Source organism: Mesorhizobium alhagi CCNWXJ12-2, from assembly GCF_000236565.1.
Lineage (GTDB): Bacteria > Pseudomonadota > Alphaproteobacteria > Rhizobiales > Rhizobiaceae > Allomesorhizobium > Allomesorhizobium alhagi.
The window spans coordinates 45,848-63,562 of sequence record NZ_AHAM01000035.1 but is presented as its reverse complement, the minus strand read 5'-3'; the positions used below and the strand labels follow the sequence as shown (position 1 = coordinate 63,562).

Sequence of the window (17,715 nt, the reverse complement as noted above, 5' to 3'; positions counted from 1 at the left end):
GTGGTACCCCAGCCAGTAGGCGCGGCGGATAGGCGGGGCGGCGGGTATCGGCACAAGCTCCGGCAACGAGCGCGCGATAAAGGTGTGCACGATGCCAATGCCGGCGCCTGAACGCACCGCCTCGGCCTGCCCCAGCGCGGAGGAGATCGCAAAACCCGCATCCCACCGGGGGCTGAATTCGGCGGCGTAGTCGAGCGACGGGCTGGCGACGAGGTCCGGCACATAGCCGACCAGCCGGTGCGTGGCGAGTTCGCCCACCGTTTGCGGCAGGCCGTTCTCTTTGGCATAGGCGCGCGAGGCGAACAGGCCGAGCGTGTAGTCGACCAGCTTTCCCGCCACCAGCCGGCCTTCGGTGGGCCGTTCGACGGTGATGGCGATATCGGCCTCGCGGCGCGACAGCGAAAACGAGCGCGGCACCGGCACCAGCTGGATCTTCAGCTCGCGGTGCTTTTCGGTTAGCCGGCCGAGCCGCGCGGCGAGGAAGGCGACGCCAAAACCGTCGGGCGCGCCGATGCGTACTGCGCCAGAAACCTCGTCGCCCTCGCCGGCGATTTCGGCGCGCGCGGTGATCATGTCGGCTTCCATGCGCTCCGCCATCTCGAGGAAACGCTCGCCGGCAGGCGTCAATTCGCTCCCGGTGGTCAGCCGGCGGAACAGTTTTGTATTGAGCGCCGCTTCCAGCGCGGCGACCCTGCGCGAGACGGTGGCGTGGTTCAGTTCGAGCCGGCGAGCAGCACCGAGAATCTGGCCGGCGCGGGCGACGGCGAGGAATATGCGGACGTCATCCCAGTTCATAGCACGGCCTCTCTATCTCCCCCTTGCGGGAAGGATAGAACGCCGCGCTTGTCCGGCAGGACAGAGGGGGGTGGGTGAAGATGAAGCACAGCGATCCAATAATTTGAACCTGTCGAAGCTAACCGGACCTTTGCGGAAAACAAAGCCCTTCCGCCCCGGCACTTCAATTTCCGCACAACGGATGCTTTTCCACTCGCGTTGCAATGCGCGCCGCAAAGCGGGACAATGCGGCAACTCAACAGAATTCAGGGAGAGAGATCATGGTCGAATACGGTCATTACATCGGCGGCAAGCGCGTCGCCGGCACGAGCGGGCGCGCGCAGAACGTCATGCAGCCCATGGACGGCTCGGTGCGCGGCACGGTGGCGCTCGCATCCAAGTCGGAACTGCGCGCCGCGGTCGAGAACGCCAAGGCCGCGCAGCCGGCCTGGGCGGCGACCAACCCGCAGCGCCGCGTTCGCATCCTCATGAAATTCCTGGAACTGGTACAGCGCGACTATGACGACCTCGCCGACATTCTCGCCCGCGAGCACGGCAAGACGATCGCGGACGCCAAGGGCGACATCCAGCGCGGCCTCGAAGTGGTCGAGGTCTGCATCGGTGCGCCGCATATGATGAAGGGCGAGTTCACCGACGGCGCAGGCCCCGGCATAGACGTCTATTCGATGCGCCAGCCGCTCGGCGTCGTCGCCGGCATCACACCGTTCAATTTCCCGGCGATGATCCCGCTGTGGAAGATCGCGCCGGCCATCGCCTGCGGCAATGCCTTCATCCTCAAGCCCTCCGAGCGCGACCCCGGCGTGCCGCTCAGGATCGCGGAACTGTTCCTCGAGGCGGGCCTGCCGGCCGGCATCCTCAACGTCGTCAACGGCGACAAGGAAGTGGTCGACGCCATCCTCGACGATCCGGACATCAAGGCCATCGGCTTCGTCGGCTCGACGCCGATCGCGCAGTACATCTATTCGCGCGCCACTGCCAACGGCAAGCGCGCGCAGTGCTTCGGCGGCGCCAAGAACCACATGATCATTATGCCCGACGCCGACATGGACCAAACCGTCGATGCGCTGATCGGCGCCGGCTACGGCTCGGCCGGCGAGCGCTGCATGGCGATCTCGGTTGCGGTTCCCGTCGGCAACGAGACGGCGGAGCGGCTGTTCGAAAAGCTCATTCCCCGCGTCGAGAGCCTGAAGGTCGGCCCGTCGACCGATTCCTCGGCCGATTTCGGTCCGCTGGTCACCAAGGACGCGCTCGAGCGCGTCAAGAACTATGTCGACATCGGCGTCAAGGAAGGCGCCAAGCTTGTCGTCGACGGCCGCGGCTTCAAGATGCAGGGCTATGAGGACGGCTACTACATGGGCGGCTGCCTGTTCGACAACGTCACCGCCGACATGCGCATCTACAAGGAAGAGATTTTTGGGCCGGTTCTGTCGGTCGTGCGCGCGCCGACCTACGAGAACGCGATCAAGCTCGCCAACGATCACGAGATGGGCAACGGCGTCGCGATCTTCACCCGCGACGGCGACGCCGCGCGCGACTTCGCTTCACGGGTGCAGGTCGGCATGGTCGGCGTCAACGTGCCGATCCCGGTGCCGATCGCCTATTATACGTTCGGCGGCTGGAAGGCTTCCTCCTTCGGCGATCTGAACCAGCACGGTCCCGACGCGTTCCGCTTCTACACGAAGACCAAGACCGTGACTTCACGCTGGCCGTCCGGTATCAAGGACGGTGCGGAGTTCGTGATCCCCACGATGAATTGACGGGCAGCATTTTGATGCAAAAAGGGCTGCGCATTTGCGCGGCCCTTTTTTGTACGAAACAGAACAAAACTTTTTTTTATGTTCCGTGATGGAACGGCCATGGCCGTATCCGGCTTTCTTTTGCGAGGAACCGAGAAGCTTGCGAGGCAGTATCGGTAGATTAACAGCTTGAACCCGCATCCGGGGATTTACTGTGGAAATCCTTTGTTGCCGGAAGGAGGTGCGTCATGGCACGAACTCTACGCATAATCGCGGCAGCCGCCGCATCAGCGATGTTGCTACCGCTGGCTTCTGCCTCTGCTGAAGTCCCCTGCGCGGAACGCGGCGAAATCGTCAAGAAACTCTCGGACGAATACAAGGAGAAGGCACAGGCGGTGGGCGTCATCAATCCCGATGCAGTGGTCGAGATCTTCGTTTCGGAGAACGGTACGTGGACCATCCTGGCGACCGGAACCGACGGCAAGAGCTGCGTGCTCTCGGCCGGCGAAGGCTTTGACGGCAATCTGATGGCGGCGCTGCCAGACGCCTGACGCCGTTTAGCGTGAAGCCAACAGTTCCGCGTGCCCGCGGAGCAGCGACATAAGGCGGTCGGCTTCCTGAGCGGCCGCCTTTTCATCCCTCTCGAGGATTGCGCCTATCAGCCGGACGTGATGTTCGGCTGACTCGCCAAGCCCGGTCTCGGACTGATAACGGAACCAGAACCGGCGACTATGGGTCTGCAGCGGAGCTGCCACGCGAACGGCGAAGGGGTTGTCGGCCGCCCCCGCCATCGCCTCGTCGAGCGCCTTGTCGGCCTCCAGGAAACCCAGGACATCCCTCGCGGCGACGGCTTTCTGCATGGCGACGGCCGCCGCATGAAATCGGTCCGCGGCGTCGCGCGTGACATAGCGCGCAGCCGAGCGAGCCAGTACGACTTCCACACCGCGGCGCGCATCGAGCACCCGCAGCCAGTCGGCGGGATGCAGCGGCGCGATGGCGAGCCCGGCGCGAGGGCGCACCTCGACGAGCCCTTCCCAGGCCAGCCGCTGGATCGCCTCGCGGACAGGCGTCCTGCCGAGGCCGAGCCTCTCGATCAGCGCGCCTTCGGTCGCAACGCTTCCAGGTGCCAGTTCGAGGGTTACGATCATGCCTTCCAGCGCGCGGTAAGCCGTGGCGCTCGCCGATTTAGTACCGGTTTCCAAACCCTTCAGCCCTCATTGATATATTTTTGATATATCACCTGCCGGAAGCGATTGACAGAGGTTCTTCTCATCAGATATATCAGTGATATATCTGATGAGAGAGCGCTATGTGGACCGGGGTATTCCCAGCAGTCACCACCAAATTCACCGAGGACGACCGCCTCGACCACGCCGAGATGGAGCGCTGCTTCGCGCTGCAGATGGAGGCCGGCTGCGACGGCATCATCGTCGCGGGCTCGCTCGGCGAAGGCCCGATGCTTTCGCACGACGAAAAGCTCGAGGTGATGGCGACGGCGCAGAAAGTCGCCGCCGGAAAGCCAGTGCTGATGACCGTCAACGAGGCGGCGACGCGCGATGGTGCAGCGCTTGCACGGCGGGCGGCGAAGGCCGGCGCCGACGGCCTGATGGTCGTGCCAAGTCCGATCTATCACACCAATCCGCAGGAGACGGTGGCGACGCTGACGGCGGGGGGCGGAGGACGGGGGCGACGGGCTGCTGGGCGTGCCAAGTCCGATCTATCACACCAATCCGCAGGAGACGGTGGCGACGCTGCCGGCGGTGGCCGCAGCCGGCGGCCTGCCGGTAATGATCTATTCCAACCGCCTCGCCTACCGCGTCGACGTGACTGTCGATGTGATGGGAGAACTGGCGTCCGATCCGCTGTTCGTGGCCGTCAAGGAATCGTCCGATGATATCCGCCGCTCGACCGAGATCATCAACCGCTTCGGCAACCGTTTCGACCTCTTCACCGGAGTGGACAATCTGGCCTTCGAGGCCCTGTCGGTCGGCGCCATCGGCTGGGTCGCTGGCCTGGTCACCGCCTTTCCGCGCGAAACCGTAGCGATCTACCAGCTGATGAAGCAGGGCCGGCGCGAGGAAGCGCTGTCGATCTACCGCTGGTTCCGGCCGCTGCTCGACCTCGACGTCTCGACCTATCTGGTTCAGAACATCAAGCTTGCCGAAGTGCATGCGATCGGAACCAATGACCGTGTGCGCATGCCGCGCCTTCCGCTCGCCGGCGAGCGCCGCGCAACGGTGGAGAAGATCGTCAAGGACGCGCTCGCCGTCCGGCCGGCGCTGCCGAGGTTTTGAGAAGGCTGGTACTTTGTCGAACGGCATGGTCTTTGGTCGAGGCGAAGCAGATTCACTAGTTTGGCGCTGCCCCTCATCCGCCTGCCGACACCTTCTCGCCGTAAGAGACGGGGAAGAAGGGAGAAGCTCCAGCGCTGGCGACCCCTCTCCCTGTCTTCACGGGGAGAGGGTAAGGTGAGGGGCAGCGGCTACATTTGTTCAGATCGCTCCAAGCATGATGGCTGAGCCCGTGACGAAGTCAAACACCATCGCCATCATCGGCGGCGGCATCATCGGCGTCTGCGTCGCAGCCTACCTCGCGGAGGCCGGACGAAACGTCACCCTCTACGACCGCACCGGCATTTGCGAGGAGACGAGTTCGGGCAATGCGGCCGCCCTTGCCTTCTCCGATGTGCTGCCGCTGGCCCATAAGGGCATGCTCAGGCAAGTGCCGAAGTGGCTGGCCGATCCGCTAGGCCCGCTATCCATCCCGCCGGCCTATCTGCCGAAACTTCTGCCGTGGCTGGTGCGCTTCTGGCGCGCCGGCGCGGCCGATAAATACGAAGGCGGGCTCAAGGCGCAGGCGGCGATGATGAAGCTCGCCGAAACCGAATGGGCCGCGCTGATGGCGCGATCGGCGACAAGGGACATGTTGCGCGAGGACGGCTCGCTCGAACTCTATGAGAGCGAGAGGGAATTCGAGGCTTCGCTGCCCGGTTGGGCCGCGCGCGACCGCTTCGGCATAGAATACCGGCACCTGAGGCAGCATGAACTCGCCGCCTTCCAGCCCGGCCTGTCGGGCCGGCTTGTCCGCGGCACCTTCGTCCCCGGCTGGAAGACGGTCAGCGACCCCAAGCTTCTCGGCAAGGCGATCTGGCGCTATGCGAAGGAAAAGGGCGCGACTTTCGTGAAGGGTGATGCCGGACTCGTCATGCAGTCGAAAGGCGGTATCGTCGTCCAACTCCGCGACGGCCGCACCGTGAAGGCCGGGCATCTGGTGCTCGCGGCCGGCGCCTGGTCGCATTTGCTGGTCCGGCAGCTCGGCGACCGCATTCCGCTGGAAACCGAGCGCGGCTACAATACGACCTTGCCGGCAGATGCCTTCGACGTGAAGCGCCAACTCATCTTTTCAGGTCACGGCTTCGTCGTCACTCCGCTGGAAACCGGCCTGCGTATCGGCGGGGCGGTCGAGCTTGGCGGCCTGCGCCGTCCGCCCAACTACGCCCGCTCGAAGGCGATGCTCGAGAAGGCCAAGGCATTCCTGCCCGGGCTCGACACGCGCGGCGGGCGCGAATGGATGGGATTCCGGCCCTCGCTGCCGGATTCACTGCCGGTGATCGGCGGGGCCAGACACCACAGCAACGTTCACTATGCCTTCGGCCACGGCCATCTCGGCCTGACGCAGGCCGCCGCCACAGCAAGCTTGATCCGCGATCTGCTTTCGGGGCAGGCTCCAGCAGTCGATCTTTCGCCGTTTTCCGCACAGAGGTTCTGAAAACATAATGGCGCGGCATTCCTTCTTCTGCATCGACGGGCATACATGCGGCAATCCGGTGCGGCTGGTCGCCGGCGGCGGACCGCTCCTGAACGGCGCGACCATGATGGAGCGCCGGGCACATTTTCTCGCCGAGTATGACTGGATCCGCACCGGCCTGATGTTCGAGCCGCGCGGCCATGACGTGATGTCAGGTTCGATCCTCTATCCGCCGACGCGCGACGACTGCGACATCGCCATCCTGTTCATCGAGACGTCCGGCTGCCTGCCGATGTGCGGCCACGGCACCATAGGCACGGTCACCATGGCGATCGAGCACGGCCTTGTTCGGCCGCGCAAGCCCGGCGTGTTGCGCCTCGATACGCCCGCGGGCCTGGTGATCGCCGAGTACAGGCAGGTCGGCGAATATGTCGAGGAAGTCCGCATCACCAACGTGCCGTCCTTCCTTTACGCTGAAGGCCTCGCCGTCGAATGCCCGATGCTCGGGCCGCTCAAGGTGGACGTCGCCTATGGCGGCAATTTCTATGCCATCGTCGAGCCGCAGGAGAATTATCGTGATTTGGGGGACCATTCGGCCGGCGACTTGATCGCCTGGGGCCCAGTGCTTCGCCAGCGCCTGAACGAACAATATTCCTTCGTGCATCCCGAAAATCCGGGCATCAACAGGTTGTCGCACATTCTATGGACCGGCGCACCGAAGCATCCCGACGCGCATGCGCGCAACGCCGTGTTCTACGGCGACAAGGCCATCGACCGCAGTCCTTGCGGCACAGGCACTTCGGCGCGCATGGCGCAGCTACATGCCAAGGGCAGGCTGAAGGTCGGTGACGATTTCGTCCATGAATCGATAATCGGCTCTCTGTTCAAGGGGCGGGTCGAGAGCGAGGCCGAAGTAGGCGGCAAAGCCGCGATCATTCCGTCGATCGGAGGCTGGGCGCGCATGACGGGATTGAACACCATTTTCATCGATGATCGCGACCCATTCGCGCATGGATTTATCGTCGAATGAGCGGCGGAAATGCGCCGCTCACGCTTCTCCGGCCAAATGAGACTGATGCGCCGGGCGCAACAAAACTGTGCATCGGCGACATACTGCGCCGGATTCTTCGATTTGAGGCAAAAGAATCTCCGGATTCGTCAAAGACATTGCGTTGGGCCAATGATAGCTTGCCGCCTAGTCCAGCGACCTCATGCGGAACAGTGCAGGCAATCTGGGCAGGACGCTGAAGGGCGGTCCGGCTGCAAAATCACATTGCAATCCGGGCTCGAAACTTTAGGACTAGGGGAAATCAATACAAGGAACGCACCCACCGGGCGACGTTCCAGGGGAGCCGCTTAAATATGGAATATTTCGTCCAGCAGCTTGTCAATGGGCTGACGCTGGGATCGATCTACGGGCTGATCGCGATCGGCTATACGATGGTCTACGGCATCATCGGCATGATCAATTTCGCACATGGCGACGTCTTCATGATCGGGTCGTTCGTAGCCCTGATCGTTTTCCTGGTCCTGACCGCGATCTTCTATTCGCTGCCAGTGGTGCTGTTCCTGCTGATCATGATGATCGTGGCGATGCTGACCACCAGCCTCTATAGCTGGACGATCGAAAAGGTCGCCTACCGGCCGTTGCGCGGCTCGTTCCGGCTGGCGCCGCTGATCACGGCCATCGGCATGTCGATCGTGCTGTCGAACTTCGTGCAGGTCACCCAAGGCCCGCGCAACAAGCCGATCCCGCCAATGATCTCCAAGGTCTACGACATTTTCGGCATTTCCATTTCGCAAAAGCAGATCGTCATCGTCCTCGTCACCGTCGCGCTGCTCGCCATCTTCTGGTACCTGGTCAACAAGACGGCCCTGGGCCGCGCCCAGCGAGCCTGCGAGCAGGACCGCAAGATGGCGGCGCTGCTCGGCGTAGACGTCGATCGCACCATCTCGATCACCTTCATCATGGGCGCGTCATTGGCGGCCGTCGCCGGCTCGCTCTACCTCATGTATTACGGCGTCGTGGTGTTCTCCGACGGCTTCGTTCCCGGAGTGAAGGCGTTCACGGCGGCGGTGCTCGGCGGCATCGGCTCGATCCCCGGCGCAGTTCTTGGCGGGTTGATGATCGGCTTCATCGAATCGATGTGGTCGGCCTATTTCTCCATCGACTACAAGGATGTGGCGGCGTTCTCGATCCTCGCCATCGTGCTGATCTTCCTGCCGTCGGGCATTCTCGGCCGGCCCGAAGTGGAAAAGGTCTGACAACATGGTGCAAGCCGTTTCCACAAACCGCGTCGAAACAGAGAAACTGGTTCCCCGAGCCATCCGCGAGGCGCTCTATGCCGGCGCCATCGCCTTCGGCCTGTTTGTCCTTCTCGTCGGGCTGAAGACCGACCAGAACATTCGCAACGAGCTGATCATCGTACAGCGCTGGGGCCTTTTGGCCGTCGTCGTGGCGCTGGTCATGATCGGGCGCTTCGTCACGGTCGTCTATATCCGCCCGTTTATCGCCGGGCAGAAAATCGCCGACATCACGACCGGGCTTTTGCCGGACACCATGGCGGTCCGCTTCTTCCGCTTGCCCTACTTCATCGCGGCGCTCGTCGTGGCGGCTATCCTGCTCGCCTTCGGCGCCAGCCTCGCAGCGGCTGTCGGCCCGCAAGTAGGGGCCTATCTCGGCATGGTTCGCGGCCTTGCGATCATCTATGCGCTGGCTTGGCTCCTGTATTATTTCCGCACCTTCATCCTGGCCAATTTCTCGGCGCTGGGCGTAACCATTCTGGTGCTCTATCCCATCTTCATCGTTGCGGCGTTTGGGTTCCAGGGCTCGCTGAAGTGGGTCGACAATTTCGGCATCCAGATTCTGATCTACGTGATGCTCGCCTGGGGCCTGAACATCGTCGTCGGCCTCGCCGGCCTGCTCGATCTCGGCTACGTCGCTTTCTATGCGGTCGGCGCTTATTGCTACGCCCTGCTCGGGACGGAGTTCGGCTGGTCGTTCTGGATATTGCTTCCGGCCGCCGGCGCCATGGCCGCCTTCTGGGGGGTCATTCTCGGCTTCCCGGTGCTGCGCCTGCGCGGCGACTATCTGGCGATCGTCACGCTCGCCTTCGGCGAGATCATCCGCCTCGTGCTGATCAACTGGCGCGAGGTGACCAACGGCTCTGCCGGTATATCGGGAATCCCGAAAGTCACGTTCTTCGGCCTGTTCTCGTTCGACGTTTCATCGCCGAACTACATCTCGAAGGTGTTCGACATCGCCCAGTCAGGCGCCTACTACAAGATCTTCCTCTACTATCTGATCCTCGGCCTGGCGCTGCTTACCGCCTTCGTGACGCTCCGGCTGCGCAGCATGCCGGTAGGGCGCGCATGGGAGGCGCTGCGCGAAGACGAGATCGCCTGCCGCTCGCTGGGCATCAACACGACCACCACGAAGCTTACCGCCTTCGCGACGGGCGCGATGTTCGGCGGCTTCGCCGGCTCGTTCTTCGCGGCGCGCCAGGGCTTCGTCAGCCCGGAATCCTTCGTCTTCCTGGAATCGGCGATCATCCTGGCTATCGTCGTGCTCGGCGGGATGGGCTCGCTCACCGGCATCGCGATTGCGGCGCTGGTGATGATCGGGGGCACGGAAATCCTGCGCGAACTGGATTTCCTCAAGGTGATCTTCGGCCCAAGCTTCACCCCGGAACTTTACCGCATGCTTTTGTTCGGCATGGCCATGGTCATCGTCATGATATGGAAGCCCCGCGGTTTTGTCGGCAGCCGCGAGCCCACCGCCTTCCTCTTCAAGCGAAAATCGGTATCGGGTTCCTTCACCAAGGAGGGACACGGCTGATGAATTCGGGACCATCCATGAACACTCCGATTCTCGCGGTCGAGCATCTGTCGATGAAGTTCGGCGGGCTGGTTGCCATCGGCGACCTGTCCTTCGAGGCGGCGCGCGGTCAAATCACCGCACTGATCGGCCCCAACGGAGCGGGCAAGACAACCGTCTTCAACTGCATCACCGGCTTCTACAAGCCGACCGAAGGCATGATCAGGCTGGCGGGACGGAGCGGCCAGGAGTTCCTCCTGGAACGCATGCCCGATCACGAGATCACGGCCAAGGCCAAGGTGGCGCGCACTTTCCAGAACATCCGCCTGTTTTCGGGCATGACGCTTCTGGAAAACCTTCTGGTGGCGCAGCACAATAAGCTGATGCTGGCGTCGGGCTATACGGTGCTTGGTCTTTTCGGCTTCAGCGGCTACCGCAAGGCCTCTGCCGAATCCGTCGAACTGGCGGAGTTCTGGCTGGAGAAGGCCAATCTCATCGACCGCGCCGACGATCCCGCCGGCGACCTGCCCTACGGCGCGCAGCGGCGTCTCGAGATCGCCCGCGCAATGTGCACCGGCCCGGAGCTTCTGTGCCTGGACGAGCCGGCAGCCGGCCTCAACCCGAAGGAGTCGCACGCGCTCAACGCGCTCCTGATGGACATCAAGCACAATACCGGCACGTCGATCCTGCTGATCGAGCACGACATGTCGGTGGTCATGCAGATTTCCGACCACGTAGTCGTGCTTGAATACGGCCGCAAGATTTCCGACGGGAACCCCAATTTCGTGAAGAGCGACCCGCGTGTCGTCGCCGCCTATCTCGGCGTCGAGGACGAGGAAGTCGAGGAGGTGCTGATCGAGGTCGGCGACGAGCAGGTCATCGAGCAGTTCGACGCGGAACCGGACCGGGAGCACGGCCCGAGCGCGTCGTCTTCGATGATGGCTGGCTCAGTGTCTGACACGATCGGCCATAGCGACGATGACGGCGAACGCATCACCGTCTCCAAACGAGCGTCCAAGGCGCAGCAGGTGGACGACCGCGAGGCACGCGACAAGGCAAAAGCGGCGGCCACCCCGGCAGCCAAACCCGGCAAGGCCAAGGCCGCACCGGCAAAGCCCGCAGCCGCCAAGGCGCCCAAATCCGCGGCTCCCAAAACGAAGGCGGTCTCCAAGACACTCACCGCCCCGCGCGGTGGCGTCGCCGACCGGCTGACGCTGATCAAGGGCATCGGCCCCGTGAACGAGAAGAAACTCAACGAGCACGGCATTTTCCACTTCGACCAGATAGCGGCATGGAAGAAGGCCGACATAGAAGCGGTCGAAGCCTACCTGGCGTTTGACGGGCGCATCGCCCGCGAGGATTGGGTCGGCCAGGCTAGGAAACTTGCCAGGAGCGCCGCCAAACCCACGGCCGCCAAGCCTGCCACCGGAAAGCGCGGAGGAAGTCGATAATGGCTGCTAGGACGCTTCTGCAGGTCGAGGGCGTGCAGACATACTATGGAAATATCCGCGCGCTGAACGGCGTCAACGTGTCGGTCAACGAGGGCGAGATCGTCGCCTTGATTGGCGCTAATGGCGCCGGCAAGTCGACGCTTATGATGACGATCTTCGGCAGCCCGCGAGCGCGGGCCGGCAAGATCACGTTCTCCGGGACCGACATCACCGAGATGCCGACCCACGAGATCGCCCGCATGCGCATTGCGCAGTCGCCGGAAGGGCGGCGCATCTTTCCGCGCATGACGGTCATGGAAAACCTTCAGATGGGCGCAAGCCTGGACAAGATGAGGCACTTCAACGAGGACTCCGAAAAGGTTTTCACGCTGTTTCCGCGCCTCAAGGAGCGCATCGCCCAGCGCGGCGGCACGCTTTCCGGCGGCGAGCAGCAGATGCTGTCGATCGCGCGTGCGCTGATGGCCCGGCCGAAGCTCCTGTTGCTGGACGAGCCTTCGCTCGGACTGGCGCCGCTGATCGTGAAGCAGATTTTCGACGCGATCCGCGAACTCAACAAGACCGAGGGACTGACCGTGTTCCTGGTCGAGCAGAACGCGTTCGGCGCGCTGAAGCTCGCCAATCGCGGCTACGTTATGGTCAACGGCAATGTGACGCTCAGCGGTTCAGGCGTGGAGCTTCTCGCAAATCCAGATGTACGGGCCGCCTACCTCGAGGGCGGACGGCACTAGAGAAACGTTGCGGGGGCGGAAAGCGCCCTCGCGGCCACTTTGAAACCGGAATGATAGACAGCGCCAAGGGTTGTCTGGAGGTTGGCGAAAAATGCAGGGAATTCTTTACGAGGAACCTTCGATCTGGCAGTTCTTCTTCGTCACCTGCCTGCTAGGTGGGTGGGCGGCCTGGATGACCGGAAGGGCCTGTGCCCAGACCTGGCGGCCGCTGCCGGCTCTCGTCCTTTATCTCCTGCTGCTCGGCATCGCGGTGCGCTTCATCCATCATGCGCTGTTCGACGGCACGATGTTCAGCCTGCAATACTACATTGTCGACACCATCGTTCTGCTGATTATCGGCATCTTCGGCTACCAGTACACGCGCACCAACCAGATGGTGACGCAGTATCACTGGCTCTATGAACGGGCCTCGCTACTGAGCTGGAGGCCGAAAGGTTAAGCTTAATCATGAACGAGACGTAACTCTCTGCCGAGGTGAAACGGCGTGACAAGCGCCTGAAAATCGGCAAAGTAGCGCTTTCTGCGATATGGGTGGGCATCGCATGAAAGCTTCATCCAGCCCGCTCAGCTAATGGGAGTCTTTCAATGAAAAAATCACTCTTGTCCGCAGTTGCACTGACCGCCCTGGTGGCGTTCAGCGGCAGCGCATGGGCGGACATCATCATCGGCGTGGCTGGCCCGATCACCGGCCCGAACGCTGCTTTCGGCGCTCAGCTCCAGAAGGGCGCCGAGCAGGCGGCCGCCGACATCAATGCCGCGGGCGGCATCAACGGCGAGCAGGTCAAGGTCGTCGTCGGCGATGACGTCTCCGATCCGAAGCAGGGCATCTCGGTCGCCAACAAGTTCGTCGCCGATGGCGTCAAGTTCGTTGTCGGTCACTTCAACTCAGGCGTGTCGATCCCGGCGTCGGAGGTTTATGCCGAAAACGGCATCCTGCAGATCACACCTGCCTCGACCAACCCGCAGTTCACCGAGCGCGGCCTTTGGAACACCTTCCGCACCTGCGGTCGCGACGATCAGCAGGGCAAGGTTGCCGGCGACTATCTCGCCGCCAATTTCAAGGACGCCAAGGTTGCCATCCTCCACGACAAGACGCCTTACGGCCAAGGCCTTGCCGACGAGACCAAGAAGGCGGCCAACGCCGCTGGCGTAACCGAAGCCATGTATGAAGGCGTGAATGTCGGCGACAAGGACTTCTCGGCGCTGATCGCCAAGATGAAGGAAGCCGGCGTCACCGTCGTCTACTGGGGCGGCCTGCACACCGAGGCCGGCCTGATCATGCGCCAGCTCGCCGACCAGGGGCTGGACGCTACCTTCATGTCGGGCGACGGCATCGTGTCGAACGAACTCGCCTCGATTGCCGGCGACGCGGTCGACGGCACGCTGATGACGTTCGCTCCGGATCCGCGCAAGAACCCGAACGCCAAGGAACTCGTCGAGAAGTTCCGCGCCGCCGGTTTCGAGCCGGAAGCCTATACGCTCTATTCCTACGCGGCTGTGCAGGTCATCGCCGACGCTGCGGGCAAGGCCGGCGAGAACGATCCGATGAAAGTCGCAGAGGCCCTCAAAGCTTCGGGACCGTTCACCACGGCGATCGGCGAGCTCGGCTTCGATGAAAAGGGCGACATCACCCGTCCGGACTACGTGATGTACGAGTGGAAGAAGGGTGACGACGGCAAGTACACCTACGTCGAGATGTAAGCCGACAAGGCACATCTCCAGGATGCCCGGCGCTTGCGCCGGGCATTTTTTATTGCGCCGCTGAGTGTTTGCCCGAAACAAAAGTTTGCAGTGCAGCATTTTGGCGGTAAGCAGGAAGGTACCTTCCCGTCGGAGTGCGCCCGTGCCCATAGCCAAGATCCTCGTCGCCAACCGTTCCGAAATTGCCATCCGGGTTTTCCGGGCCGCCAACGAGCTCGGCCTGAAAACCGTGGCGATCTGGGCGGAAGAGGACAAATATTCGCTGCATCGGTTCAAGGCCGACGAATCCTACCAGGTCGGCCGCGGCCCGCATTTGGCGAAGGATATGGGGCCGATCGAGAGCTATCTTTCGATCGAGGAGGTTATCCGGGTCGCGAAACTCTCGGGGGCCGACGCCGTCCACCCCGGCTATGGCCTGCTTTCGGAAAGCCCGGAATTCGCGGAGGCCTGCGCCGAGAACGGGCTGGTATTCATCGGCCCGAAGCCCGAAACCATGCGCCGCCTCGGCAACAAGGTGGCGGCGCGCAACCTCGCCATCGAAGTCGGCGTGCCGGTGGTGCCGGCAACGGAGCCGCTGCCCGACGACATGGCGGCGGTGAAGAAGCTCGCCGCCCAGATCGGCTACCCTGTGATGCTGAAGGCTTCATGGGGCGGCGGCGGGCGCGGCATGCGCGCCATCCGCTCCGAGGCCGATCTCGCCCGCGAAGTGACGGAAGGCAAGCGCGAGGCCAGGGCCGCCTTCGGCAAGGACGAGGTCTATCTCGAAAAGCTGATCGAACGCGCCCGCCATGTCGAGGTCCAGGTCCTCGGCGACACGCACGGCAACGCCGTCCACCTGTTCGAACGCGACTGCTCCATCCAGCGCCGCAACCAGAAGGTCGTCGAGCGCGCGCCGGCCCCCTATCTCGACGCGGCCCGGCGCAAGGAGCTCTGCGACTACGCGCTGAAGATTGCGCGCGAGACCGACTATATCGGCGCCGGCACGGTCGAGTTCCTGATGGATGCCGACAGCGGCAAGTTCTACTTCATCGAGGTCAATCCGCGCATCCAGGTCGAGCACACCGTCACCGAGCAGGTGACCGGCATCGATATCGTCAAGGCGCAGATCCACATCCTCGACGGCTTCGCCATCGGCACGCCGGAATCGGGCGTGCCGTCGCAGGATGAGATCAGGCTGAACGGCCATGCGCTGCAGTGCCGCATCACCACCGAAGACCCCGAACAGAACTTCATCCCCGACTACGGCCGCATCACCGCCTATCGCGGCGCCACCGGCTTCGGCATCCGTCTCGACGGCGGCACCGCCTATTCCGGCGCGGTCATCACCCGCTTCTACGATCCGCTGCTGGAAAAGATAACCGCCTGGGCGCCGACGCCGCAGGAGGCGATCGCGCGCATGCACCGCGCTTTGCGCGAGTTCCGCATCCGCGGCGTGGCGACCAACCTCACCTTCCTCGAAGCGATCATCACGCATCCGAGTTTTCACGACAATTCATACACGACTAGGTTCATCGACACTACGCCTGAACTGTTCGCGCAGGTGAAGCGGCAGGACCGGGCGACGAAGCTGCTCAACTATCTGGCCGACGTGACCGTCAACGGCCACCCCGAAACACGCGGCCGGCCGATGCCCAAGGTCGATGCCGCCGCGCCCGTCGTGCCATATCTGAACGGGACAATCCCGGGCGGGACCAAACAGCGGTTCGAGACGCTAGGCCCGGAAAAGTTCGCGGCCTGGATGCGCGAGCAGAAGGAGGTGCTGGTCACCGACACGACCATGCGCGACGGGCATCAGTCGCTGCTCGCCACCCGGGTGCGCACCTACGACATTGCCCGCATAGCCGGAACCTATGCCCGTGCCCTGCCCCGGCTGCTGTCGCTCGAATGCTGGGGCGGCGCGACTTTCGACGTCTCCATGCGCTTCCTGACTGAGGATCCGTGGGAGCGGCTTTCGCTGGTGCGCGAGGGCGCGCCTAACCTGCTTCTCCAGATGCTGCTGCGCGGGGCCAATGGCGTCGGCTACACGAACTATCCCGACAATGTCGTGCAGCACTTCGTCAAGCAGGCGGCCAGGGGCGGCATCGACCTGTTCCGCGTCTTCGATTGCCTGAACTGGGTCGAGAACATGCGGATCTCGATGGACGCGGTGCTGAGCGAAGGGAAGCTCTGCGAGGCGGCGATCTGCTACACCGGCGACCTTCTCGACCCGAACCGGGCCAAATACGATCTGAAATACTATGTCGGGCTGACCAGGGAACTCGAAGCCGCCGGCGCCAACATCATCTCGATCAAGGACATGGCGGGGCTGCTGAAGCCTGCCGCCGCCAAAGTGCTGTTCAAGACGCTGCGCGAGGCGACGGACCTGCCACTGCATTTCCACACCCACGACACGTCCGGCCTTTCGGCCGCAACCGTGCTTGCCGCGGTCGAGGCCGGCGTCGACGCCATAGATGCAGCTATGGATTCCTTCTCCGGCAACACGTCCCAGCCCTGCCTGGGCTCAATCGTCGAGGCGCTGCGAGGCGATGAACGCGACCCGGGCCTTGACCCGGAATGGATCCGCCGCATCTCCTTCTACTGGGAAGCCGTGCGCAACCAGTATGCAGCCTTCGAGAGTGATCTGAAGGGCCCTGCCTCGGAGGTCTATCTGCACGAAATGCCTGGTGGCCAGTTCACCAATCTCAAGGAGCAGGCGCGTTCGCTCGGGCTGGAAACCCGCTGGCACGAGGTCGCTCAGACCTATCACGACGTCAACCGCATGTTCGGCGACATCGTCAAGGTGACGCCGTCCTCCAAGGTCGTCGGCGACATGGCGCTGATGATGGTCAGCCAGGACCTGACCGTCGCCGATGTCGAAAACCCGGCCAGGGACATCGCCTTTCCGGATTCGGTCGTTTCCATGCTGCGCGGCGATCTCGGCCAGTCGCCCGGCGGCTGGCCCGCCGCCCTGCAGAAGAAGGCGCTGAAGGGTGAGAAGCCGATCACCGTGCGGCCGGGCTCGCTGCTCAAACCCGCCGACCTGAAGGCCAGCCGCAAGGAGATCGAGGACAGGGTGGAGCGCAAGCTCAGCGAATACGAATTCGCTTCCTGGCTGATGTACCCGAAAGTGTTTTCAGACTTCTGCGGCGTGCAGGAGACCTACGGCCCGGTCAGCGTTCTGCCGACGCCGGTCTATTTCTACGGCATGAAGCCGCAGGATGAGATCTTCGTCGACATCGAGAAGGGCAAGACGCTGGTCATCCGCTGCTTCGCCATCGGCGAGGTCGACGACAAGGGCATGGTCACGGTGTTCTTCGAGCTCAACGGCCAGCCGCGACGCATCAAGGTGCCGGACCGCGTCCACGGCGCTTCGGCTTCGAGAGCGCGACGCAAGGCCGAGCCGGGCAATGAGGCGCATGTCGGCGCGCCGATGCCGGGCGTCGTCTCGGCCCTTGCCGTGGCAGCGGGACAGGGGGTGAAGGCTGGCGACGTGCTCCTGTCCATTGAGGCGATGAAGATGGAAACCGCGCTCCACGCCGAGCGCGACGGGGAGATCGCCGAAGTGCTGGTCAAGGCCGGCGACCAGATTGACGCCAAGGACCTGCTGGTGGTTTTTGGGTAGCGCCGGCGCAGACAATCCCTTCTCCCCTTCTCCATGGGGACGAGGTCACTGGTCCCTCTTGGCCCAACATTTGACCGCATCTTCAGGTTGACTCCGCCCTAAACCGATTTAGGTTCCGCCGCGCCCCTCCAACGCCGGA

Annotated in this window: 13 protein-coding genes and 1 pseudogene; 12 read left to right on the top strand and 2 right to left on the bottom strand. The window is 63.2% G+C overall.

The genetic code is table 11. The features are described 5' to 3' along the window. Positions 1–795: LysR family transcriptional regulator (locus tag MAXJ12_RS05350; RefSeq protein ID WP_008834758.1), on the bottom strand; the 795-nt coding region annotated here is incomplete at its 3' end. Between the two features lie 260 nt (positions 796–1,055). On the opposite strand from MAXJ12_RS05350, the gene MAXJ12_RS05345 reads away from it, so the two are divergent. Beyond that, entirely contained in the window at positions 1,056–2,552 is a 1,497-nt protein-coding gene (locus MAXJ12_RS05345) for a CoA-acylating methylmalonate-semialdehyde dehydrogenase (protein ID WP_008834757.1), read from the top strand. 227 nt (positions 2,553–2,779) lie between these two features. Beyond that, the gene (locus tag MAXJ12_RS05340) at positions 2,780–3,082 is read left to right on the top strand and encodes a hypothetical protein (RefSeq protein ID WP_008834756.1); all 303 of its coding nucleotides are present in this window, start codon (positions 2,780–2,782) and stop codon (positions 3,080–3,082) included. A gap of 6 nt (positions 3,083–3,088) precedes the next feature. Here MAXJ12_RS05340 and MAXJ12_RS05335 read toward each other — a convergent pair whose 3' ends face one another. Beyond that, entirely contained in the window at positions 3,089–3,733 is a 645-nt protein-coding gene (locus MAXJ12_RS05335; RefSeq protein WP_280113315.1) for a GntR family transcriptional regulator, read from the bottom strand. Positions 3,734–3,840: 107 nt separating this feature from the next. Here MAXJ12_RS05335 and MAXJ12_RS05330 point away from each other — a divergent pair. The 10 genes and pseudogenes from MAXJ12_RS05330 (at position 3,841) to pyc (ending at position 17,576) form a co-directional block, all read left to right on the top strand. Beyond that, a pseudogene (locus tag MAXJ12_RS05330) lies at positions 3,841–4,825 on the top strand (dihydrodipicolinate synthase family protein). A 214-nt stretch (positions 4,826–5,039) separates the two neighbouring features. Beyond that, the gene (locus MAXJ12_RS05325; RefSeq protein ID WP_008834754.1) at positions 5,040–6,299 is read left to right on the top strand and encodes an NAD(P)/FAD-dependent oxidoreductase; all 1,260 of its coding nucleotides are present in this window, start codon (positions 5,040–5,042) and stop codon (positions 6,297–6,299) included. Between the two features lie 7 nt (positions 6,300–6,306). Beyond that, positions 6,307–7,308, top strand: a complete 1,002-nt coding sequence (locus MAXJ12_RS05320; RefSeq protein WP_008834753.1) for a 4-hydroxyproline epimerase — start codon at positions 6,307–6,309, stop codon at positions 7,306–7,308. A 332-nt stretch (positions 7,309–7,640) separates the two neighbouring features. Further along, positions 7,641–8,543 carry a branched-chain amino acid ABC transporter permease gene (locus tag MAXJ12_RS05315; RefSeq protein WP_008834752.1) on the top strand — a complete coding sequence of 301 codons (903 nt, stop codon included), beginning with the start codon at positions 7,641–7,643 and terminating at the stop codon, positions 8,541–8,543. Between the two features lie 4 nt (positions 8,544–8,547). Further along, a complete protein-coding gene (livM, locus tag MAXJ12_RS05310) occupies positions 8,548–10,116 on the top strand; it encodes a high-affinity branched-chain amino acid ABC transporter permease LivM (RefSeq protein ID WP_008834751.1) in 1,569 nt (522 codons plus the stop codon). After that, positions 10,116–11,546 carry an ATP-binding cassette domain-containing protein gene (locus MAXJ12_RS05305; protein ID WP_008834750.1) on the top strand — a complete coding sequence of 477 codons (1,431 nt, stop codon included), beginning with the start codon at positions 10,116–10,118 and terminating at the stop codon, positions 11,544–11,546. Before livM ends, MAXJ12_RS05305 begins: the two co-directional genes overlap by 1 nt. Continuing rightward, entirely contained in the window at positions 11,546–12,274 is a 729-nt protein-coding gene (locus tag MAXJ12_RS05300) for an ABC transporter ATP-binding protein (protein ID WP_008834749.1), read from the top strand. Before MAXJ12_RS05305 ends, MAXJ12_RS05300 begins: the two co-directional genes overlap by 1 nt. A 91-nt stretch (positions 12,275–12,365) precedes the next feature. After that, on the top strand, positions 12,366–12,713 hold the full coding sequence (locus tag MAXJ12_RS05295) for a DUF6867 family protein (protein WP_008834748.1): 348 nt from the start codon (positions 12,366–12,368) through the stop codon (positions 12,711–12,713). A 146-nt stretch (positions 12,714–12,859) separates the two neighbouring features. Continuing rightward, positions 12,860–13,975 carry a branched-chain amino acid ABC transporter substrate-binding protein gene (locus MAXJ12_RS05290; protein ID WP_008834747.1) on the top strand — a complete coding sequence of 372 codons (1,116 nt, stop codon included), beginning with the start codon at positions 12,860–12,862 and terminating at the stop codon, positions 13,973–13,975. Between the two features lie 142 nt (positions 13,976–14,117). Further along, positions 14,118–17,576 carry a pyruvate carboxylase gene (pyc, locus tag MAXJ12_RS05285; RefSeq protein WP_008834746.1) on the top strand — a complete coding sequence of 1,153 codons (3,459 nt, stop codon included), beginning with the start codon at positions 14,118–14,120 and terminating at the stop codon, positions 17,574–17,576. The last annotated feature ends 139 nt before the right edge of the window (positions 17,577–17,715 follow it).